The organism is Amycolatopsis oliviviridis, assembly GCF_014654365.1.
Classification (GTDB): domain Bacteria; phylum Actinomycetota; class Actinomycetes; order Mycobacteriales; family Pseudonocardiaceae; genus Amycolatopsis; species Amycolatopsis oliviviridis.
On the sequence record NZ_BNAY01000001.1, the window covers coordinates 1,418,160 to 1,439,731 of the forward strand.

Consider the following 21,572-nt stretch of genomic DNA (forward strand, 5'->3'; position numbering starts at 1 on the left):
ACCCCGGAATTCGTAGCGCGCTACGAACCGATCCACACCTTTTCGGTGGTGACCTCGTCCAGGAGATCGGGAATCGGGGCCACACCGAGCCCCGGTCCCGTCGGCACCGGGAGGTGCCCGGCGTCCAGCACGAACGGCTCGGTGATGTCCGTGCGGTAGAACCGGCCGGAGGCCGAGGTGTCCCCCGGCAGTGTGAAGCCGGGCAGCGACGCCAGCGCGACGTTGGCCGCCCGGCCCAGCCCGGTCTCGATCATCCCGCCGCACCACACCGCGACCCCGTGCGCCGCGCAGACGTCGTGCACCCGGCGGGCTTCGAGGTAGCCGCCGACGCGACCCGGTTTGATGTTGACGATCTGGCAGGCGCCGAGCTTGATCGCGTCCGCCGCGGCCTTCGCGGAGACGATCGACTCGTCGAGGCAGATCGGGGTCCGGATCCGCTTGGCCAGTTCGGCGTGGCCGAGCACGTCCTCCTCTTCGAGCGGCTGCTCGATCAGCAGGAGCTCGAACGGATCGAGCTTGGACAGCAAGGGCGCGTCGCCCAGGGTGTACGCGGTGTTGGCGTCGACCTGCAGCAGCACGTCGTCGCCGAACCGTTCCCGCACCTGCCGCACCGGCTCGACGTCCCAGCCGGGTTCGATCTTCAGCTTGATCCGGACGTAGCCCTCGTCGAGGTAGCCGCCGACGACGTCGAGCAGCTGCGGGATCGAATCCATGATCCCGACCGAGACGCCGCACGCCACCGAGTCGCGTGTGGACCCCAGCTCGGCCGCGAAGGACCGTTCGTGCGCGCGGAGTTCGGCGTCGAGGACGGCCATCTCCAGCGCGCCCTTCGCCATCCGGTGTCCCTTGAACTTCGCCAGCAGCGGCGTCACCTTGTACGCGGTGACGTCGTCGGCGGCCAGCAAGGCGGGGATCAGATGGTTCCGCAGCACGTGTTCGGCGGCGTCGTTGTACTCCGACGAGTAGAGCGGCTCAGCCATCGTGACGCATTCGCCCCAGCCCTCACCCGCCGGGGTCACCGCGCGGACGAGCAGCAGTTCCCGTTCGGACTGGGTCCCGAACGACGTCCGGAACGGGGCCACGAGCGGCATCCTGACCCGGCGTAGTTCCACACCGCTGAGTTTCACGACTGCTCCTTCGAGATCACGTACCAGCCGGCACGATCGAAACCGGCGACCTTGGCGTTGTCCGCCATCAGCCCGCCGAGGACTTCGCGCAGGGCGACGCGCCACGCGTTGCCGCGACCGGGATCGGTGCGGCGCAACCGTTCGATGTCGGCGGGGACGGCGACGAGCACGGTCGGGGTGTCGGCGGCTCCGATGCTCGGACCGCCGTCAGGGGCGACCGACAGCGCCTTCGCCGCGCCCAGCGCTTCCCCGTCGATCAGGACGGGTTCGCCGAAAGCGGCGGAGCGGACGTTCGGGCTCTTCAGGTCCCAGCCGACCATCAGCCGGTCGGTGTCACCCGAACCGTTGATGCTGTCCTCCATCGGACCGTAGAAGTCGGGCAGGTAGCCGATCGGATGCGCGCCGAGTTTCCCCAGGTTGAAATAGGCGTTGCGGCGCACCAGCGGATCGAAGGTCCAGGTGATCACCGAGACGTCCTGGAGCAGCGCCCAACCGCGCTGGTGCAGTTTGAGCGCGTGCCCGATCCCCCGTCCCGCACCCGCGTGGGCGACCCCGGCGATATGGCTGTGCAGGCTTCCTTTTCCCGGGCGCCCGAAGAAACCGAAGCAGGCCCCCAGCAGTTCGCCGTGCTCGAACGCGCCCGCGACGTAGTTCCCGGCGGTGGACATGGCACGGAGCAACTCCGTGCTGACCGGCCGGGCACCGGGCGCGGACTGCCAGATCGACTCGAACAGGCCGACCACCGCGGCCAGATCGGCGATTTCGGTGAGTTCGCGGATTTCGACGCCCGAAGCCACGGCCGCGGCGCGCGCGGCGGCGACGGCTTCGTCGCGCACCTCCGCCGACACCAGGCTCTCCGTATTCGTCGCAAGATTCGTCACGGGACAATCCTTTCCCGGCCCGGTGGCCGAGTCACCGTCGTGCCGCACCAGATTCGCCCGCGCGATTCGTCGCACCGGACGGATCCCGTTTCGCGAGCACGTTTTCCACGAGCGCGGCCAGCAAAGCGGTACGTCGTGGCAATTCCGCGACGACGACGTGCTCGTGATCCGCGTGTGCCCCGCCACCAACCGCGCCGAGTCCGTCCAGGGTGGGAATTCCCATCCCGGCGGTGTAATTGCCGTCCGAAGCACCGCCGACCGACGCGGAGGTGAGGTCCCCGAGACCGAGTTCGCCCGACAGTTCCCGGGCCAGCTCGAACAAGCCCGCCGACGAGCCCTCTTCGAGCGGCGGCCGGTTGATCCCGCCGGTCACGCGGACCTCGGCGTCGTCCAGTACCGCCCGGAGGTCCCGCATGGCCCGGTCGACCCGGAGCTGTTCGGCCTCGTTCCACACGCGGACGTCGACGGCCACACTCGCGGCGGCGGGCACGGTGTTGACCGTCGTTCCCGCCGAGACGACGGTGGGGGTCACGCTGGTCCCGGCCTCCGGATCGGCCAGTGCGGCGACCGCGAGGATCTGGTGCGCGATCTCGATCCCCGCGTTGATCCCCTTCTCCGGTTCGAGCCCGGCGTGCGCGGCGCGGCCGATCACCTCGACGCGGTAATGGGAAACGCCTTTGCGGCGGCATTTCAGCGCGCCACCGTCGGCCGAGGCCTCCAGCACGAACGCCGCGTCGCAACCCGCCGCCGATGCCTCGATCAGGGCGCGGGACGACGGCGAGCCGATCTCCTCGTCGCCGGTGACCAGAATGGACAGGCCGTCCCGATCGGGCACGGTCGCGGCGGCGTGCAGCGCCATCACGACCCCGGCCTTCATGTCGAAGCAACCCGGGCCGCGCAACACACCGTCCTGAACGGAGAACGGATGCGTCTCCAGTGAACCGTGGGGCCACACCGTGTCGTGGTGGCCGAGCAGCAGGACACGCGGCGGCCCGTCACCGAATCGCCAGCGCAGATGCGTGACCCCGTCGACGACGATCCGCTCCGGCTCCGCGCCGAGCAGTCTCCGGCCCACTCCCGCCACCACTTCGGCGCTGCGGGCCACCGCCTCGTGATCCGAGGACGGGGACTCGCAGCGGACGAGCGTCTCGATGTCGTCCAGCAGTCCGCTCATCGCGGCTCACCCCGCAGCGGCTTGCCGGGGAAGGCGTCGGTGCGCAGGTTCCCGTCGGTGACGACCGGGACCCCCGAGACGAACAGATGCCGGACGCCGACCGAGGGCCGGGTCGGGTCGAAGTAGGTCGCCGCGTCGGTGATGGCGTTCGGGTCGAGGACGACGATGTCGGCGTCGGCGCCGACGTTGAGCCGCCCCTTGGCCAGCGCCCCGGGTGCGACCTCGTCGAGCACGCGCGCCGGCAGGTAGGAGCAGCGCCGGAACGCCTCCAGCCACGTCCAGGCCTTGCTCTCACGAACCATCAGGCGCAACGTCTTGGCATACGTGCCGGACGTGCGCGGATGCGTCGCACCGCCGGGCGGCAGCGGCCATTCGATGCTCTCGCTGGTTCCGTTCTTCCAGTACACGGGCAGCGCGTCGCTGGCGACGATGGCGTCCGGGAAAGCGAGCGCCTGATGCAGCAGGCCGAGATCGTGCGGGCTGCTCTCGTCGAGGAACTCCAGGATGCACGGCGCGCCCGGGTCCTCGACGCGCACCTGGAGCAGACGGCCTTCGTCGGCGATGCGCTCCCCCGACTCCAGCATGATCACGCTGGACGGCGAGAGCCCCTTCATCTTGAGGCGTTCGGGCGAAAGGAACGCCGCGCCGATCCCCGTGCTGCCCGCGCCGTACGGATAGGCCTCGACGGTCACCCGCGACCCGGCCGAACGTCCCGCTTCGAGCGCCGCGAGCACCCGTTCGATCTGGTGCCCGGACGTGCTGTTCACATGGCAGTGGTGCATCGCGGCGCCGGTCTCGGCGGCGACGATCGCGATCTCCGCCGAACCGTCGACGGGCGTCTCCGGGTTCACCTCGACCAGTTCACGGACGTGCGTGTAGGTCGGCGCCCCGGCCTCCTTCGCGAGGCGGGCCAGCGCGAGGAACTCACCGGGATCGGTGTCGGGCGCGTAACCGAGCAGCACGCCGACGCCGAGCGCGCCCGCGGCCAGCTCGCCGTCCACAAGGGACAGCCAGGCGGCGAGTTCCTTCGGCGACGAAGACCTTTGCCAGACCGGGTTTCCGAGCACCGCCAGCCCGCTGTCGATGTTCGCGTCCGGCTCGATCCCGGCGAGCACCTGCGCCCGCGCGGCGCCCCAGGACGCCGAGAACCCGTAGTGCAGCGGACGTCCCGCCGCGGCGGCCTCGGCGTAGGCCCGCTCGATCGGCATCAGCCCGGCTTCGAGGTCGAGCGCGGTCGTCACCCCGTCCATCGCCTGCAGCCGCTGGCCCGCGATGGTGTGCACGTGGCTGTGCAGGTCGATGAAGCCGGGTCCGACGACGAGCCCGGTGACGTCGATGTCCACGTCGCCGGGCTCCGCGGTCAGACCCGTCCCGACGGCGGTGACCACCCCGTCGGATACCAGCACGTCGGCCGGGCCGTCGAATCCCGTCGCCGGGTCGATGACACGACCGCCACGCAAGAGTGTCCGCATGCTTCGCCTCCTAGGATCGCCTCGTTCATGGCGACCCTAGGAGGTTTCGTCAGGCGTCCGTTCGTACCGCGCGACGAATCCGGGCCCCTCGGTCCATCCGCCCGCACGAACTGTTCCGCGCCCCTTCGCCCCGTGTCATGAAAGGGCCGTTCAAGACGAAAAACGTCCTGAACGGCCCTTTCATGACACTCGGGCCTGGCTAGCGGCCGTGGTGCTCCGCGATGATCTCCGCGTACCGGTGACCGCTCGCCTTCACCGTACGGACCTGCGTGTCGTAGTCGACCCGCACGAGCCCGAACCGCTTGCTCAGCCCGCTGTCCCATTCGAAGTTGTCGAGCAGCGACCAGGCGAAGTACCCCTTCACCGGAGCGCCCGCTTCGGCGGCCCCGGCCACCGCGCCCAGGTGTTCCTCCAGGTAGGCGATGCGGTCCGCGTCGTCGATCGTGCCGTCCTCGGCGACCTTGTCGTCGAAGGCGGCCCCGCTCTCGGTGACGTAGATGGCCCGGGCGCCGTATTCGTTGGCGAGCCGGTGGATCAGGTCCGCGAGGCCCTGCCCGTGGATCTCCCAGCCCATCGCGGTCGTGGCCGCCCCTTCGACCGGAACCTGCCGGGCGCGGGGCACGGGGCCGGTCGGGTCGTCCTCGACGATCTGGCGGAAGTAGTAGTTCAGCCCGTGGAAGCCGACCGGGGTCGAGATCACTTCGAGGTCGTCCCCGAGCACGGGCGGCTCGACGCCGTAGAACTCGATCATGTCCGCCGGGTAGCCGCGGCCGTTCGACGGGTCGAGCCACCAGCGGTTGACGTGCCCGTCCATCCTGGCCGCCGCCTCGACGTCCTCGGTGGCATCGGACGCGGGCTCGATCCCGCTGAGGTTGACCACCAGGCCGACGTTGGCGGGCTCGGCGGCGTTCGCGGTGATCGCCTGCACCCCCAGGCCGTGCGCGAGCAGGAGGTGGTGCGACGCGTGGATCGCCTGCTTGAGGTCCTTGACGCCAGGGGCGAAGCGGCCTTCGAGGTAGCCGAGCCAGGCCGAGCACAGCGGCTCGTTGACGGTGTTCCAGTCTTTGACCCGGTCACCGAGCTTCGCAGCGACCACGGCGGCGTAATCCGCGTACGCGTACGCAGTGTCGCGCTCGGGCCAGCCGCCCTTCAGCGCCGAGGGCAGGTCCCAATGGAACAACGTGGCGAACGGCCGGATCCCCGCTTCGAGCAAGGCGTCGACAAGCCGGTCGTAGAAGCCGAGGCCGAGCGCGTTCACTTCACCGCGGCCGGTCGGGATCACCCGCGGCCACGCGACCGAGAAGCGGTAGGCGTCGAGACCCAGCCGCTTCATGATCGCGAGATCCTCCGGCCAGCGCCGGTAGTGATCGCACGCGACGTCGGCGGTGTCGCCGTTCAGGACGGCACCCGGGACCCGGACGAAGTCGTCCCAGATGGACGGGAGCCGGCCGTCGGCGTCGACGGCGCCTTCGACCTGGTACGCGGCGGTGGCCGCACCCCACAGGAAATCGGCGGGCAGGTGCAGATTCAAGGCGGACCTCTCTGTACGGAGCGACGGGCGGGTCATTTCACGGCACCGGCGGTGAGCCCGGCGACGAGATAGCGCTGGAGCAGCAGGAATCCGGCGACGACCGGAACGGAGACGATCAGGGAGGCGGCCATGACCTGGTTCCAGTACACCTGGACCTGGGTGGAGTACTCCTGGAGACCGACGGCGAGGGTCCGCGTGCCCGAGTCGGTCATCACCGACGCGAACAGGACCTCGCCCCAGGCCGTCATGAACGAGTAGATGCCGACGGCGACGATGCCCGGCATGGCCGCCGGGATGACCACCCGGATCAGCGCGCCGAGCGGCCCGGTGCCGTCGACCATCGCGGCCTCGTCGAGCTCCTTGGGGATCGAGTCGATGTAGCCGGCGAGCATCCAGATGGCGAACGGCAGCGAGAAGGTCAGGTAGGTGACGATCAGCCCGAGCCGGGAGCCGTACAGGACGATGCCGGTGGTGTTGCCGATGTTGACGAAGATGAGGAACAGCGGCAGCAGGAACAGGATGCCGGGGAACATCTGGGTGGAGAGCACGGTCATCTTGAAGAAGTTCTTGCCGCGGAAGCGGAACCTGCTCAGCGCGTACGCCGCGAAGATCGCGATCACCACCGAGAGGATCGCCGCCGAACCCGAGATGACCAGGCTGTTCACGAAGTACTCGGCAAGCGGGATGGTCTCCCAGATGTCGAAGAACGGCTGGATGGTCAGGGTCGTCGGGAACCATTCCCATTTGCCCTGTACGTCCCCGAGCGGCTTCAGCGACGACGAAACCATCGCGTACAGCGGGATCAGGGTGAACAAGGCGAGGAAGCCGAGGACGAATCGGCGGGCCCACGGGACCCAGCGAGGCTCAGACAACGGCGTTCCTCCTCCGCGCGGTCAGTCCCAGGTAGACGGTGCTGACGATCAGGAGGAACAGCAGCAACAGCACCGACATCGCCGAGCCGAGGCCGAAGTTCCAGGTCACGAAGGAACTCTGGTAGATGTGGATCGAGATCAGCGACGCCTCCTTCGGCGCGGACGCTCCGAAAAGGACATACGGCGTGTTGAAGTCGTTGAAGGTCCACAGGAACAGCACCAGCAGCAGGACCTGGTTGACCGGGCGCAGCATCGGCTGGGTGATCGCCTGGAACTGGCGCCACCAGCCCGCGCCGTCGATGGCCGCCGCCTCGTACAGCTCGCCGGGGATGTTCTGCAGCCCGGCCATCACGATCAGGAACGCGAACGGCCAGTTGCGCCAGACCGAGACGACCACCAGCGACCAGAAGCTGTTGTCGCCGATCAGCCAGAAGGAATCGGTGCCCAGCAGGCTGTTCACCAGGCCGGTGTCCTTCTGGAACATGAACGACCAGGTGATCACCGCGGCGTACATCGGCAGCGCGTACGGGACCAGGAACAGGGTCCGGAGGAGGCCGCGTCCGCGGAAGTTCTTCTGCATCAGCACGGCGGCCGAGGTGCCGAAGAGCCAGCAGAACCCCACCGACAAGATGGTGTAGAGGATGCTGATCCAGAACGAGCCGAGCAGCGACTTGCCCGCCGCGGAATTGAAGTCCAGGACGAACTTGTAGTTGTCCAGCCCGGCGGCCGGGGCGGACGAGAAGTCCCGGATGTAGAACTGCGTCAGCTTGAAGAAGCTCATCACGAGCCCGGCGATCATCGGGATCAGGTGGACGAGCAGTTCGAGCAGGATCGCGGGGAGCAGGAGCAGATACGGCAGCGCGACCCGGCGCCGCTTGCGCCGGACCCGCCGTGATCCGGGAGCCCCGGCCGCCTGCACGGCCGGGGCGTCGTCGAGCGCGGTCGGCATCAACTACCGGCCGCGATCTGCTGATCCGCCTGGTTCAGCTGGTCCCGGATCTTGGCCCCGTCGACCGGCTTGCCCGCGGCGACGTCGGCGAACATCGCCTTCATCGCGGTGCCGATCAGCGTCTCGAACTGCGACTCCTGCGGGACCTGCGGCATCGGCTCGGCCGAGTTTGCGAGCACGTTCTGGAACACCTTGACGTCCTCGGTCTGGAACGCCGCGTCGCTGTAGGCGTCCTGGACGGTCGGCAGGGAACCGTAGGTCTTGTTGAGCAGCGCCTGCTCCGGCGCCGAGACCATGAACTTCACGAAGTCCAGTGCGGCGTCGGGGTTCTTGGTGTTCTTGAAGACCGACATGTTGATGCCGGCGACGAAGCTGCTCACCTTGCGGCCGTTCGGCGGGGTGGTGGCGGGCTGTGGGATCGGCGCGACGCCGAGGTTGGCCATGTCCATCCCGATGTTCTTGAACGAACCCGCGGAGGCCTGGTTCATGAACATCGCGGCCTTGCCGTCCGACAGGTCCTTGAGGGACTTGGCGGTGTCGGCGTACTCGGCGTTGGCCGGGTTGACGATCTTGTCCTTCTGCATCAGGTCGACGAACTGCTGCACGGCCGCGACCGACGGGTCCGAAGCCAGCTGCGGCTTGCCCTCCGGCGTGAAGAACTGCGCGCCCTGCTGGGCGCCGAGGATCGCCGCGTGGTGACTGTTCTCGGTGACCTGGCCCGCCTGCAGCGAGAGCCCCCACTGGCCCTTGTCGGGTTTGGTGAGCTTCTTGCCGTCCTCGACGAGTTCTTCCCAGGTGGCAGGCGGCTTCGTGATGCCGGCCTCCGCGAAGAGCTTCTTGTTGTAGTACAGGCCGTACGCCTGGCCGTAGAGCGGCACGCCGACCGGTGGCTGCCCGCTCGCCCCGGTGGCCGCGAGCGACGGCCCGAGGAACCGCGACTTGCCGCCGACCTTCTCCAGCGCGGCGTCGTCGAACGGCAGGAACGCCCCGGTCGCCTGCAACGAGGCGGACCACGTGTTGCCGATGTTGAGCACGTCCGGCCCCTTGCCGGAGGTGGTGGCCGCGAGGATCCGGTTGAGCAGATCCGTCCACGGGACGACCTCGAGCTTGACCTTGATCCCGGAGGCCTTCTCGAACTTGTCGAGTTCGGGCTGCAGGACGGCTTTGTCGTTGTCGAGACTGGTGCCCTGATTGGACGCCCAGTACACGAGCTCCTTGGGAGCACTGGACGACGTGTCGCCGCCGCCGCACGCCGCCGTGGTGGCGGCCGCCAGCGCCAGGACGAGCGCGGGAGCGATCTTTCCGATTCGCATCGATGGTCCTCGGGGTGAGTGGCCAAGCCGCGTCCGGGCCTGTGACCCGGGACACGCCTTATTTCAGGGCTTGAGTTAAGCCTTGGTCCACCTTGCCGTCAAGACCCTGACGCCGATTGGTACTCCCCCGATCGCGAGTGAGCGATTACCAGGTCAGCGCCGCTTCCCGTGAGTGATCATCGCAGACGCGGGCGACCCGGGCCACGATCACTTCCCGGTGAGCACATCCAGGGCCTGCCCGCGATGCGCGGCGAAGAGTTCGAGCACCTTTTCGCCGTCGCGCTCCCGGAGAGCCGAAGCCAGCCGCCGATGCTCCTCCGGGATGCTCGCGAGATAGCCCTCGGAACTCACGCCGATCCGGGTCAGCAGGAACAGGTGCACCTGCGACCGGATGGCCCGCCATGCCTCGACGAGCCGCCGATGCCCGGAAGCCGCGTAGACCGCGTCGTGGAAGTCGATGTCGCAGCGGACCATCTCGTGCTCGTCGCGCGCCCGGTCCATCCGCTCGACGACGTCGTCGATCGCGGCCAGCTCCGCGTCCGACGCCTTCGCGACCACCAGCCGGACCGCCAGCTGCTCCAGCGCCGACCGCAGACTGTCGAGCTCGGCGACGTCCACATCGGACAGCGTGGTGACGATCGCGCCGCGATGCCATTCGCTGCGAACCAGGCCCTCGCGCTCCAGTTTGAGCAGCGCTTCGCGCACCGGACCGCGACTGACGCCGAGCGCGGCCGAAAGCTCGACCTCGCGCAACTGCGCGCCGGGCGGATAGGCGCCGCCGAAGATGGCGTCCCGGACCCTGTCGGCGACCTCGTCCGCCAGCCCGCGACGCCGCGCCGGCACCACCCCGACGGGTTCGCTCATCGTGATCCTCTCCACTGGAACGCCCGATAGTAGCGATGAGGACTTCGATCTCACCTTGTCTCAATGTTAACATTGCGACAAGACTCGTCCGCCGGAAAGGATCCCCTGGTCATGACCGTCCTCGACTCCCCCATCCCTCGCTTCCACCTCGCGATGCCCGTCGACGATCTCGCCGCGGCGCGCACCTTCTACGGCGAAGTCCTCGGGCTCGAACAGGGCCGCAGCTCCGACAAATGGATCGACTGGAACCTCCACGGCCACCAGTTCGTCACGCATCTCGCGCCGGAGCGGCCGCAGCGGATCCACAACCCCGTCGACGGACACGACGTGCCCGTCCCCCACTTCGGCCTGATCCTCACCGTGCCGGAGTTCCGGAAGCTGGCCGACCGGCTGCGCGCGGCGGACACCTCGTTCGTCATCGAGCCTTACGTCCGGTTCGAGGGCCAGACCGGCGAGCAGTGGACGATGTTCCTGCTGGACCCGGCGGGCAACGCCCTGGAGTTCAAGGCTTTCGCCGACGACTCGCAGGTGTTCGCCGTCTGACGGCCACGCACGGCGCCGCAAGGATCGATAACTTCCACATTATCGATCGTTGCGGCTTTCCGCATTGATCAAGACCTGCGACCGGGAGAGGCTTGGTCCTGTCAGCGAGCCTGCTGAACACGGAAACCAAGGAGACTCCACCATGTTCGACCCCATCCTCCTCCGGGCCGCCGACGCCGAGATCGTCAGCGACGCGCCGGGCAGCGACATCACGCTGCTGGCCGACTCGGACACCACCGACGGGGGCTTCACCGCGAACCGCGCGACCCTGAAGGACGGCGTCTTCGGCACCCCGGCTCACTTCCACACCCGCGCGACCGAGTTCTTCTTCGTGCTCGAAGGAAAGCTCCAGGTGCTCGTCGAAGAAACCCTGCACACCCTGGAGAAGGGCGACTTCCTCGCCGTGCCGCCCCGGGTGCCGCACGCGTTCGGGCCCGAGGCAGGCTCGGACGCCGACGTCCTCGTGACCTTCACGCCCGGCATGGCCCGCTTCGACTACTACCGGCTGCTCGACCGGGTCGCCCGCGGCGAGGCCGACCCGTCGGAGATCGCCGCGTCGTCGAAGCAGTACGACAACCACTACGTCGACAGCCCGATCTGGCGTGCCGCCCGCGGTCAGTGAGGGTCAGTCGATGACCGCGGTCGCCTCGATCTCGACCAGATGCTCGGGCACGTCGAGCGCCGCGACGCCGATCAACGTGCCCGGCGGGACCGGGGTACCGCCCAGCTTGGCGGCGGCCCGGTCCACGCCTTCGAGGAACAGCGCGAGTTTGTCCGGGGTCCAGTCGACGACGTAGACGGTCATCTTCGCGACGTCGTCGAAGGTGGCCCCGGCCCCGGCGAGCGCGGTGCCGATGTTCAGGTAGCACTGTTCGACCTGGGCGGCGAGATCGCCTTCGCCGACCACGGCGCCGTCGGCGTCCCAGGAGACCTGCCCCGCGATAAAGACCAGCTTCGACCCGGTCGCGATCGACACCTGCCGGTAGGCGGGGATCTCCGGCAGTCCCGCGGGATTCACCAGGGTGATGCTCATCCGTACTCCTTACTCATGGTCACTTGTGGTTACCCAGGAACTGTAGGAGAGTGTGCGACGACCTGGAAGAACGCACTTTTTCGTGACTGGGGAACCTGATGGGAACCAAGCCGCTCAGCGGCACCGAGAACGACACCGACGACGCGGATCTGCTGCGGGCGGACTCGCTGGCGCGGGAGATCTTCTCCGACGTCGCCAACAAGTGGGCCCTCCTGATCATCGAGACGATCGGCGACCGCACCCGGCGGTTCACCGAACTGCGGAACGACATCGAGGGCATCAGCCACAAGATGCTCACCCAGAACCTGCGGATGCTGGAACGCAACGGCCTGATCGAGCGGACGGTGCATCCGACCGTGCCGCCCAGGGTCGACTACACCCTCACCGAGGCGGGGCACGGCTTGCGCGCGACGGTCGACGGGATGTGCGACTGGACCCATCGGTTCCTTTCTCACATCGACGACGCGCGCCGCCGGTTCGACGCGCCTGTTAACGGTTAACGGCCTGGCCGGCAGCTCGATCGGTTCACTTACCCACCTCCCGGATCTATGCTCGCCGCGTGATCTCCGGCGGAGCGGAACCCCGGTCCGAGTTCGCGCGGTTGCTCCGTGACGGGCCCTTCGCCGACGCGCTCCGCGAGGCGATCCGGGTCCGCGGACTCAGCCTGGAACGCCTGCGTGACCATCTGCGCGCCCGCGGCGTCTCGATCACCGCGGCGACGCTCAGCTACTGGCAGTCCGGGCGCAGCCGTCCGGAGCGCCGGGATTCCGTACTCGGACTCCGTCATCTCGAACAGGTGCTGGAAGTGCCGCCCGGCAGTCTGACCGCGTTGCTCGGACCGCCGCGTGCCCGGGGCCGGTGGCCTGCCCGCACCGACGGTCTCCCGGAGATCGGGCGGTACTGGCCGGACCGGTCACGGATCGACGCGGCCGTCAGCGAGGTCGACACCCGGTGGGACGAACGGCTGACGAGGATCAGCCAGCACGACGTCGTCTCCGTCGGTCCCGGTCAGGAGGAGCTCGCGTTCCGGTCGCGGCAGGTGCTCCGCGCCGAGGCCGACGGCCCGGATCGCTGGGTGATGATCGTCCACATCGACGAGCACGACCGGCCGCTGCCCGCGGTGACCTCGTTACGGGGCTGCCGTCCCGGCCGAAGTGTGCACCGCCCCGAAGACGGTCTGCTCGTGATGGAACTGCTCTTCGAACGGCCGCTCGCGAAAGGCGAAACCGTCATCACGGAACACACACTGGTGAACTGCGCCCCGTTCCCGCACGCGACCAACTACGAGCGCAAATTCCGGTTGCCCGCCCGGGAATACGTCCTCGAGGTCCAGTTCTCCCCCGGCCTGCTCCCGGCACGCTGCCGTCGCTATTCAGAGCAGGACGGACAGCCCGCCGAGTGGACGGAAGTCCAGCCAGGCAGCGATTCCGTGCACGGAGTCGCCTTGAATTTCGGCCCTGGCCGGTTCGGCTTCGAATGGGATTGGGACTCTTAATTGTTAACGACTCGCGGGTCTACGATTTCGCGGGGTGAGGGAATTACCGTCGGCGCACTGCCTTTTCGATTCGAGGAGTGCGTATGCGACGGCACAACAGAGTTTATTCCTATTTGAGTGTCCTTGCCCTGGTCGCGCTGTGGCTCAGCCCGGAGGCTCAGGCCGCGACACCACCCGCGCCGGTCCATCCGGACGCCGAAGTGAACGGGGTGGCAGCCGCGTTCGGGCTGACCACGTCCGAAGCGAAATCCCAGCTGGCCGCCCAGGACGAGGCCCACCGGCTGGCGGCGTCGCTCCCGGAGGGCCTGCGCGCCCGCTCCGCCGGGCAGTGGTTCGACGCGGCCGCGGGCAAGCTGACCTTGGCCGTCACGAACGCGGCGGACGCCGACGCGGCCAGGGCCCTCGGCGCCGAACCGCGGCTGGTGTCCCGGACCGAAGCCGATCTCGACCGGACCGACGAAGCCGTCCGCGCACTGGTCGGCGACGGCGTCCCAGGCGTGTTCGGCTGGGGTGTCGACGTCCGGAACAACGAGGTCGGCGTCTCGGTCGACCGGACCCGCAAGACCGCCGAGACCGAGAGTTTACTCTCCCGGGTCAGGAATCTCGGCGTGCGGATCACCGAAAGCGGGTCTTCGCCCGCCCAGCAGGCGGGCACGATCCAAACCGGCAACCCGTGGTGGCCGGGCGGGGAGAGCAACTGTTCGGTCGGCTTCGGCGCGACCGATTCGGCCGGGGCCAAGCATTTCCTCACCGCCGGGCACTGCACGAACGACCGCGACCAGGCGGCCTACGGCGCTTCGGGCCAGCAGAACCGGATCGGCACGTCGAACGTCGGCGGGACGCGCAGCGTCAACGCGCGCGAAGGCGACATGGGCGTGGTCGCGGTGACGCAATCCGGCTGGGAACTCTCGGCGGCGGTCAACACGTGGGGCGAGCCCGCCATCACGGTCACGGGATCGGCCGAGGCCATGGTCGGCGACCGGGTCTGCCACTCCGGGAACACGTCGAAGTGGAAATGCGGCGAGGTGAAGTACACGCACAAGGCCGTCGACTACGGCGGCGGGCTGATCATCGAGGACCTGACCTGGACGACGGCGTGCTCGCTCGGCGGCGACTCGGGCGGCGGCTGGCTGCTCGGCACCAAGGCGGTCGGCCTGCACGACGGCGGACCGTCGAAGTGTGTGGAGAACCCGAGCGACGGGGACATGTCGATCTTCCAGCCGGTGATCGAAGCCCTGAACAAGTGGAACCTCAAGCTGGTGACCGGTGGCGGCGGCGACACGACGGCGCCGACCGCTCCCGGCAACGCGCGGACCACCGGCACGACTTCGAACAGCGTCTCGCTGTCCTGGGACGCGGCTACGGACAACGTCGGTGTCACCGGTTACGACGTCTACAACGGCTCGACGCTCGCGACTTCCGTGACGGGTACCAGCGCCACCGTGACCGGGCTCAGCCCGGACACGTCCTACAGCTTCACCGTGAAGGCCCGCGACGCGGCGGGGAACGTGTCGCCCGCGAGTGGTGTCGTGTCCGCCAAGACGGCACCCGGCAACGGCGGCGTCCGGACACTGAGCAACGACACCGACTTCGCGATCCGCGACCATCAGCAGGTGTTCAGCCCCGTGACCTCGACCCTCACCGGGCAGGCCGCGACGTCGCTCGGGATCTCGGTGACGATCCGGCACACCTGCGCCGAGGACCTCGGCGTGACGCTCCTGGACCCGAAGGGCAAGGCCTACCCGCTCAAGTACAGCGGCGGTTCGGTGTGCACGGCCTGGAACGGCGCGCGGACGTTCACGGTGCCCGGCGCGTCGTCGCCGGCGGGCGGGAAGTGGCAGCTGCGGGTCACCGACTACGGCCCCGGTGACACCGGGGTACTCGACACCTGGTCACTGACCCTCTAAACCCTTGCCGATCACCGCCGGCACCGGTCCGTGAAGGCCTCCTTGAGGGACTCTGGGGCCCTCAAGGAGGCCTTCGCGGACTTTGGCAATAACCCCCCACGGAAGGGAATACGCGCACCGCCAGGCCGGTTAACCTTGCCATCAAGTAGTTCAATGGCAAGCTAACTGGGAGGCGCCATGAGCGAGACCATCGAACTGTTCCTCTTCCTCGAGCCCGGTGCGGACCCGGACACCGACCGCGTCGTGCAGGATCTGGGCGACGCGGAGGCGCTGCTCGTCTGGGTGCCGGACGGCGCGGCCGCGGCGAAGCTCGCGGACGAGGCCGTGGCCGCCGGCGTCCAGCTCATGGAGCTGTACCGCGGGTTCGACCTCGCGTCGGCAGCTCAAGTCATCGAAGCCGTGGACGGACGAGCGGCGGTCGGCGTCGCGGGTTTCGGCATACCGGCCACCCAGCCGATCCGCGACTCCGCCACGATCTTCGTCGGGCACCCGAGTGCTGATCCGGCCAGGCACCGCGTGGTCCGCGAACACGCGGGCGGCGGCCGGACCACGGCGGTCTCCGTGCCCGACTCCCCCACCGCCGTCAGGATCGCCCGCGAACTGGCCGACGCCGGAACCGGGTTGATCGAGATCTGCGGCGGTACCTCGCTGATCGTGGCCAGGGACGTCGCCACGGCGGTCGGTGACCGGGTTCCGGTGCGCCTCGTGACCTGGCCGGTCGATTCGATCGAGCCCGCGGCCGCGTACAAAGCGGCGTTCGAGGCCGAAACCGCCCAGGAAACGCCCTAGCCCTCGGCGTGCAGGAGGAGCTTCTTCAACAAGGACGCCAGCGTCCGCCGCTGAGCCGGGCTGAGCGGCGACAGCAGGTCCTCGTCGGCGACGAGGACGGCGTCCAGCGCCTTCGCCGCGAGGTCCGCCCCGGCCTTGGTGAGCCGGATCCGGACGGCGCGCCGGTCTTCGGGATCGGGGCGGCGCTTCACCAGGCCGCTCCGCTCCAGCCTGTCGAGCCGCGCGGTCATCGCGCCGGAGGTGATCAGCGCGGTCTCGGCGAGATCCCGCGGATGCGTGCCGCCGGGGTCGTCGCGGCGCCGGAGTGTGTTGAGGACGTCGAAGTCGCCGTAGCTCAGCCCGAACGGGCGAAGTGCCTCGACGACTGCCGCTTGGCCGTGCCCGGCGCTGCGGAACAGCCGTCCGACCACCTGCAGGGCGCTGACGTCGAGCGCGCCGTCACTGGCGGCCCACTCGTCGACCATGCGGTCGATGGAATCCTTCGGCACCGCAAGAGCGTAGCCGCCGGTCCGCGCCCTAGGGCAAACGCACGACACGCAGGAAAGCGGGCAGCAGCCACGGCCGGGGACCGCCGACGACGATCTTGCGCTTCAAGGCCGTGCGCACCCTGCCCACCCGATGGAACATCATCAGGTTCAGCGACGGCGGGTCGAACGAGATCCGCACGTCGACCGGCCCGCCGGGGTCCTCGACGGTGACGCGTCCCCGGTGCAGCACCAGGACCACCGGGGTCGTGTACGCCGAGCGGAACGCCACGGCGATCCGCCTTTCCCGCGGCGGTTCGTCGGTGTCGAGAAGGTGCCCGGTGTCGTGGGTCAGCACGCCGACCATGAAGAGATCGAAGAACAGAGCCGCGTCGGCCGGCGGAATGGTCCACGGCAGTTTCAGCGCTTCGGCGATGTCCCAGCCGTGGATCTGGAGTTCGTTGACCAGGTGCGCGAGGACACCGGCCAAGGGAACCTTCGAGTCACCGAGCCAGTCCAGCGGGGTCGCCGGGTCGGCGTCCTCGGTCACCCGAAGCACTTCTTCGATGTCAGCGAGCAGCCCGGTCACCAGCACGCCGATGTCGCGTTCCGGGCAATCTCGTAACACCAGGGTGTTCAATACGGAAACCGTGTCCACAGTGGTCTTTTCGAGCTGATCCTGCCCGCGGGCGTCCAGCACCGGGGCCGTGTCCGGCCGCGCCAGTGCCGTGTACATCTTCGCGATCATCGCGACGTGGGCGACGGTGTCGGCCACCGTCCACTCCGCGGTGACCATCGCCGCCGGATCCGGAACGCCGGACACCAGTTCCGCGAATCGCGCGCCCGTCACCCGATAGGCGCGCCGTACCGATTGCCATTGATCAGCCGCGATAGCTCCGGTCACGACTCGAATTTTATCGCCGTGACACAGGGATTCCGTCCGCTGTCGTGCTGTTCCGGCACCTCCCGGCAGCGCAGTGACCGTACTCACTACGGAAATCGACGTGACACGAACCGACCGGCACAGGCAGACTGAACGGCGAATCGACTTCGCCTTCGCTGTCACCGTCGCCGGCGCCGAAGGCGGCCCACGCGGAACCGCGCCCTTCCAGGAGCCCCACACAGATGACCGAGACCATGCCCGAAACCACCCACGACCAGGAAAGGGCACCGGCACGCGCCGGGCTCCTGATCGGGGTCCTGGTCCTCTCCGCGTTCGTGATGATCCTCAACGAGACCATCCTGAGCGTCGCGCTGCGTGACCTGACCGTCGACCTCAAGGTCCCGACCACCACCGTGCAGTGGCTGACCAGCGGCTTCCTGCTCACCATGGCGGTCGTCATCCCGATCACCGGGTTCCTGCTCGAACGGTTCACCCCGCGCCAGGTCTTCCTCGCCTCGCTGACCCTGTTCAGCACCGGCACCCTGGTCAGCGCGCTCGCCCCGGGTTTCGCGCTCCTGCTGACCGGCCGGGTCATCCAGGCGTGCGGTACCGCGGTGATGCTGCCGCTGCTGATGACCACGGTGATGCGCCTGGTCCCGGTGGAGAAGCGCGGCGCCACGATGGGCACGATCACCATCGTCATCGCGGTCGCCCCCGCCATCGGCCCGACCATCGGCGGCGCGGTGCTCTCCTCGCTCGGCTGGCGCTGGATGTTCTGGATCGTGCTGCCGCTCTCGCTCGCCGCCCTCGCGGTCGGCGCGCTGCAGTTGAAGCTGGACAGTGACACCCGCAAGGTGCCGCTGGACGTGCTGTCGGTGATCCTGTCCGCCATCGGTTTCGGCGGTGTGCTGTACGGCCTCTCGACGTCCGGCGAGTCGGCGGGCGGGCACCAGCCGGTGCCGCCGTGGGTGCCGATCGTCGTCGGGGTCGTGTCGCTCGCGGTGTTCACCTGGCGTCAGCTGCGCCTGCAGAAGGAAGACCGCGCGCTGCTGGACCTGCGCCCGTTCACCCACCGCAGTTTCATCGTCTCGCTGGTGCTGACGGCACTGCTGTTCATGTGCCTGCTCGGCGCCGCGGCGATCCTGCTCCCGCTGTACCTGCAGACCGTCCTGCACACCAGCACGTTCGTCAGCGGGCTCGCGGTGCTTCCCGGCGGCCTGGTCCTCGGCCTGCTCGGCCGCCCGGTCGGCGCCCTGTACGACCGCTTCGGCCCGCGGCCCCTGGTCATCCCCGGCGCGGCCGCGATGGCGATCTCGCTGTGGCTGTTCGCCCTGCTCGGCGCGGAATCGCCGCTGGTCGCGGTCATCGCCATCCACGTCCTCCTGATGGGCGGGCTCGGCCTGATGATGACGCCGCTGATGACCGAGTCCCTCGGTTCGCTGCCCGAACACCTCTATTCACACGGCAGCGCGATCCTCGCCACCCTGCAGCAGCTCGCCGGCGCGCTCGGCACGGCCGTGTTCATCGCGGTCGCCACGGCGGGTTCGGCGACGGCCGGGGCGGCCAGCCCCGACGCGGCGGGGATCCGCACCACGTTCATGGTCGCCGGCTGCGTCGGAGTGGCGGCGTTCCTCGGATCGCTGTTCGTCAAGAAGAGCGCCGGTTCCGCCGCGGCGGCCGCGCACCACTGACGACGGTTCCGTTCGTCCCGCGCCCGCCGCGGCCTCCACCCGGGGCCCGGCGGGCGTTCGGCGTTCGAGCAGCTTCCGACCGTAGGCGATGGCGGGTTGTTCGACCCACCGGCGCAGCGCGCAGGCGAACAGCAGGGCGACACCGGTGGTCGCCGCGGCCTTGGCGAGACCACTGGGCAACAGCCAGCCGGTGACACCCGCCGCACCGGTCTGAGCCAGGTACAGCGCGTACGAACGGTCACCGACGAACGTCATCGGCCTGCTGGACAGCAGGTTCCGGACAGGGCCCGGCGAAACGACGGCCACGAGGAGCAATGCCGAGCCCGCCGCGTAGACCGGGACCACGAACTGCCAGTGTCCGCCCAGCGCCTTGGCCAGCGGGCCCACCGAGAACTGCAGGACGACGAACCCGCAGCCGACCACCGTGGCGACGACCGGGCTGGTCAGCGGCCGGACCAGGGCGAACCCGCGCGGATGGTGGAGTGTCATCGCCAGCAGGCAGCCGATGACCAGCGAGCAATAGTGCACCGAAAGGCTCGCCCAGGTGTGCGAGGGCGCCAGCGGCAGCGCGAACAACACCACCCCGAGGACGGCGGACGCGCCCAGCAGCAGGCGCAGCGCGGTCTTGCCGCTGCGCGCGAACGACGTGAGTACCAGCAACGCGGGCCAGACCAGGTAGAACTTCTCCTCCACGCCCAGCGACCACGACGTCGGATAGGGCGTGTTGTAGTCGACGAGCTCGTTGCCGAAGACGAGGTAGTACGGCATCGCGTCGGCGAGCCTGCTGCTCTGGTACGTGCCGCCGAGCAGCACCGCGAGCGTGGTCAGCGCCAGCAGCAGGAAGTACACCGGCATGATCCGGAAGACCCGGCGAAGGTAGAACCCGCGCAGCGAGATCCGGCCGGTGCGGCCCTCCTCGCGCAGCGCCAGCGTGGTGATCAGGAAGCCGGACAGCACGAAGAACAACTGAACGGCGATCCAGCCCTGCAGGCGGTCCACGATGGGACCTCCGTAGTGGAAGAACACGACGGCCACGGCAGCGAGCGCGCGCACGCCGGTGAGGCCGGGGAACCACGACGAGGCCAGGTACTCGGCGTGGCCGAGCGGCCGCCACCAGGAGCGGCGCGAGAGATCGGACATGGGCCGTAGGTTCGGGCCCGGACGCTGAACCGAAGCTTAAGGAAGCTGAAGACGTCTTCAGTTTGGAGTGTCGGCCAACGGCAGACGGACAACGAGCCGGGCGCCGCCGTCGTGCTCGGCGACCTCGACGATGCCGCCGTGCGCGTGGGCGATCTCGGCGACGATCGCCAGCCCGAGGCCGGCGCCGCCGTCGTCGCGCGCTCGTCCGTCGTCCAAGCGCACGAAACGATCGAACACGCGCTCGCGGTCGTCGGCGGGAATGCCGGGGCCGTCGTCGGTGACCGTCAGCATGGCGAATTCGTCCACTGTGGACACAGACACTTCGACGCCGGTGCGAGTGTGGCGTTGCGCATTGTCCACCAGGTTGCGCAGCAGGCGTTCCAGCCTGCCGCGGTTGCCGAGGACCATCGGGTCGCCCTCGATCTCCACGCGGACGTTCCGCCGTCCCGAGAGACAGGATTCGACCACTTCGGACAGTCGCACCGGGGCGAGCCGATCCGGTTCCGCGTTGTCCAGCTTGCCGAGCAGCACGAGATCGCCGACGAGGTCCTGCAACCGGGTGATGTCCAGCAGCGCGTTCCGGCAGGCGTCGCGCCAGTCGAGCCGGTCCGGATGCGCGAGCAGCACTTCCAGCTGGGTCCGCAGCGAGGCCAGCGGCGTACGGAGTTCGTGCGACGCGTCCGAGGTGAACCGGCTCTGCCGGGTGACCGCGGTGTCCAGGCGGGCGAGCATCGTGTTCATCGTTTCCGCCAGCTTCGCGATTTCGTCGGCGCTGTCCGGGGCGGGGACCCGGCGGGAGAGATCGTGCGCGCCGATCTCCGCGACCTCCGAGCGGATCGCCTCGACGGGGCGCAACGACCGGCGGACCGCGAACCACGCGATCGCCCCGATCAGCAGCGCGATCACCGGGACGCCCGCCAGCAGTGTCACGCGCACCGAATCCAGCGCCGCCTGCCCGGACTCGTCGACGACCGCGGCGCCGTAAATCAGGTACTTGCTGTCGCCGCTCGTCTCGGCCGCGACGTGCACCCGCGTCTCGGTGATCTCGACGTCGCGGCCCAGCGTGCGCTGGCAACCGATCGATTCCGGCATCGCCAGATCGGCGTCACCGGGCCGGAGGAACACCACGGAGTCACCTCGGACGAACCCGTCCGCCGGAGCGATCGCCCCGTGGCGCAGACCAGGGCAGGTGATGACCCGCTTCCCCATCCGGTCGACCACCTCGTAGGCCGAATCCCGGACGAGCAACCGCAGGTCGGCGGGCCGGGCGCCGGTGTTGAGCAGTTGGACGATCGCCGCCGCGCGTTCCCTCGCCACCTGCGCCGCGCCGCTCTCCAGCCGGCTCTGGGCGTCGCTCACGAGCCAGGCCGACACGATGCCGAGTGCCACGAGCGACGTCAAGAAGGACGTCAGCGCGACCCGGAAACGGGTCGACCTCAAGGCC

20 protein-coding genes and 1 pseudogene are annotated in these 21,572 nt (G+C 68.9%); 7 read left to right on the top strand and 14 right to left on the bottom strand.

All coding sequences use genetic code 11. The features are described from left to right. Positions 1–20: 20 nt before the first annotated feature. From menC to IE302_RS06145, 9 genes are all read right to left on the bottom strand, one after another. On the bottom strand, positions 21–1,127 hold the full coding sequence (menC, locus tag IE302_RS06105; RefSeq protein ID WP_191252544.1) for an o-succinylbenzoate synthase: 1,107 nt from the start codon (positions 1,125–1,127) through the stop codon (positions 21–23). After that, the gene (locus IE302_RS06110; protein WP_191252545.1) at positions 1,124–2,008 is read right to left on the bottom strand and encodes a GNAT family N-acetyltransferase; all 885 of its coding nucleotides are present in this window, start codon (positions 2,006–2,008) and stop codon (positions 1,124–1,126) included. Before IE302_RS06110 ends, menC begins: the two co-directional genes overlap by 4 nt. A gap of 31 nt (positions 2,009–2,039) precedes the next feature. Next, the gene (locus tag IE302_RS06115) at positions 2,040–3,182 is read right to left on the bottom strand and encodes a M20 family metallopeptidase (protein ID WP_191252546.1); all 1,143 of its coding nucleotides are present in this window, start codon (positions 3,180–3,182) and stop codon (positions 2,040–2,042) included. Then, positions 3,179–4,654 (bottom strand): amidohydrolase family protein, encoded by a 1,476-nt coding sequence (locus tag IE302_RS06120; RefSeq protein WP_191252547.1) that lies wholly within the window; start codon positions 4,652–4,654, stop codon positions 3,179–3,181. Before IE302_RS06120 ends, IE302_RS06115 begins: the two co-directional genes overlap by 4 nt. A gap of 199 nt (positions 4,655–4,853) precedes the next feature. Next, positions 4,854–6,185 (bottom strand): GH1 family beta-glucosidase, encoded by a 1,332-nt coding sequence (locus tag IE302_RS06125; protein WP_191252548.1) that lies wholly within the window; start codon positions 6,183–6,185, stop codon positions 4,854–4,856. A gap of 32 nt (positions 6,186–6,217) precedes the next feature. After that, positions 6,218–7,057, bottom strand: coding sequence for a carbohydrate ABC transporter permease (locus IE302_RS06130; protein WP_191252549.1), 840 nt, complete (start codon positions 7,055–7,057; stop codon positions 6,218–6,220). Next, positions 7,050–8,006 carry a carbohydrate ABC transporter permease gene (locus tag IE302_RS06135; protein ID WP_191252551.1) on the bottom strand — a complete coding sequence of 319 codons (957 nt, stop codon included), beginning with the start codon at positions 8,004–8,006 and terminating at the stop codon, positions 7,050–7,052. Before IE302_RS06135 ends, IE302_RS06130 begins: the two co-directional genes overlap by 8 nt. Continuing rightward, a complete protein-coding gene (locus IE302_RS06140) occupies positions 8,006–9,319 on the bottom strand; it encodes an ABC transporter substrate-binding protein (RefSeq protein ID WP_191252552.1) in 1,314 nt (437 codons plus the stop codon). Before IE302_RS06140 ends, IE302_RS06135 begins: the two co-directional genes overlap by 1 nt. 207 nt (positions 9,320–9,526) lie before the next feature. Next, positions 9,527–10,183 (bottom strand): GntR family transcriptional regulator, encoded by a 657-nt coding sequence (locus IE302_RS06145; RefSeq protein WP_191252554.1) that lies wholly within the window; start codon positions 10,181–10,183, stop codon positions 9,527–9,529. Positions 10,184–10,294: 111 nt separating this feature from the next. On the opposite strand from IE302_RS06145, the gene IE302_RS06150 reads away from it, so the two are divergent. Both IE302_RS06150 and IE302_RS06155 read left to right on the top strand, forming a co-directional pair. Next, positions 10,295–10,726: a VOC family protein gene (locus tag IE302_RS06150; protein ID WP_191252556.1), complete on the top strand. Its 432-nt coding sequence runs from the start codon at positions 10,295–10,297 to the stop codon at positions 10,724–10,726. Positions 10,727–10,868: 142 nt separating this feature from the next. Next, a complete protein-coding gene (locus tag IE302_RS06155) occupies positions 10,869–11,348 on the top strand; it encodes a cupin domain-containing protein (protein WP_191252558.1) in 480 nt (159 codons plus the stop codon). Between the two features lie 3 nt (positions 11,349–11,351). On the opposite strand, the gene IE302_RS06160 is transcribed toward IE302_RS06155, so the two are convergent. Further along, complete coding sequence (locus tag IE302_RS06160) at positions 11,352–11,759, bottom strand: RidA family protein (protein WP_191252560.1); 408 nt, start codon at positions 11,757–11,759, stop codon at positions 11,352–11,354. Positions 11,760–11,857: 98 nt separating this feature from the next. On the opposite strand from IE302_RS06160, the gene IE302_RS06165 reads away from it, so the two are divergent. The 4 genes from IE302_RS06165 (at position 11,858) to IE302_RS06180 (ending at position 15,950) form a co-directional block, all read left to right on the top strand. Continuing rightward, on the top strand, positions 11,858–12,259 hold the full coding sequence (locus tag IE302_RS06165) for a winged helix-turn-helix transcriptional regulator (RefSeq protein WP_191252562.1): 402 nt from the start codon (positions 11,858–11,860) through the stop codon (positions 12,257–12,259). 59 nt (positions 12,260–12,318) lie between these two features. Further along, positions 12,319–13,254, top strand: coding sequence for a helix-turn-helix domain-containing protein (locus tag IE302_RS06170; RefSeq protein ID WP_191252564.1), 936 nt, complete (start codon positions 12,319–12,321; stop codon positions 13,252–13,254). Positions 13,255–13,337: 83 nt separating this feature from the next. Beyond that, positions 13,338–15,161 (top strand): fibronectin type III domain-containing protein, encoded by a 1,824-nt coding sequence (locus IE302_RS06175; protein WP_191252566.1) that lies wholly within the window; start codon positions 13,338–13,340, stop codon positions 15,159–15,161. 177 nt (positions 15,162–15,338) lie between these two features. Further along, positions 15,339–15,950 carry a DUF6506 family protein gene (locus tag IE302_RS06180; RefSeq protein ID WP_191252568.1) on the top strand — a complete coding sequence of 204 codons (612 nt, stop codon included), beginning with the start codon at positions 15,339–15,341 and terminating at the stop codon, positions 15,948–15,950. On the opposite strand, the gene IE302_RS06185 is transcribed toward IE302_RS06180, so the two are convergent. Then, positions 15,947–16,438, bottom strand: coding sequence for a MarR family winged helix-turn-helix transcriptional regulator (locus tag IE302_RS06185; RefSeq protein WP_191252570.1), 492 nt, complete (start codon positions 16,436–16,438; stop codon positions 15,947–15,949). The two genes, IE302_RS06180 and IE302_RS06185, sit on opposite strands and share 4 nt — an antisense overlap. 28 nt (positions 16,439–16,466) lie before the next feature. Further along, positions 16,467–17,318 (bottom strand): maleylpyruvate isomerase N-terminal domain-containing protein, encoded by an 852-nt coding sequence (locus tag IE302_RS06190; protein WP_373307907.1) that lies wholly within the window; start codon positions 17,316–17,318, stop codon positions 16,467–16,469. A gap of 221 nt (positions 17,319–17,539) precedes the next feature. On the opposite strand from IE302_RS06190, the gene IE302_RS06195 reads away from it, so the two are divergent. Further along, positions 17,540–18,988 (top strand): DHA2 family efflux MFS transporter permease subunit, encoded by a 1,449-nt coding sequence (locus IE302_RS06195; protein ID WP_191252572.1) that lies wholly within the window; start codon positions 17,540–17,542, stop codon positions 18,986–18,988. A gap of 126 nt (positions 18,989–19,114) precedes the next feature. Here the strand turns inward: IE302_RS06195 and IE302_RS06200 are convergent. Further along, positions 19,115–20,128: pseudogene (locus tag IE302_RS06200) on the bottom strand (acyltransferase family protein); the annotation flags it as partial. 57 nt (positions 20,129–20,185) lie between these two features. Beyond that, the gene (locus IE302_RS06205) at positions 20,186–21,568 is read right to left on the bottom strand and encodes a sensor histidine kinase (RefSeq protein WP_229907618.1); all 1,383 of its coding nucleotides are present in this window, start codon (positions 21,566–21,568) and stop codon (positions 20,186–20,188) included. Positions 21,569–21,572: the final 4 nt, after the last annotated feature.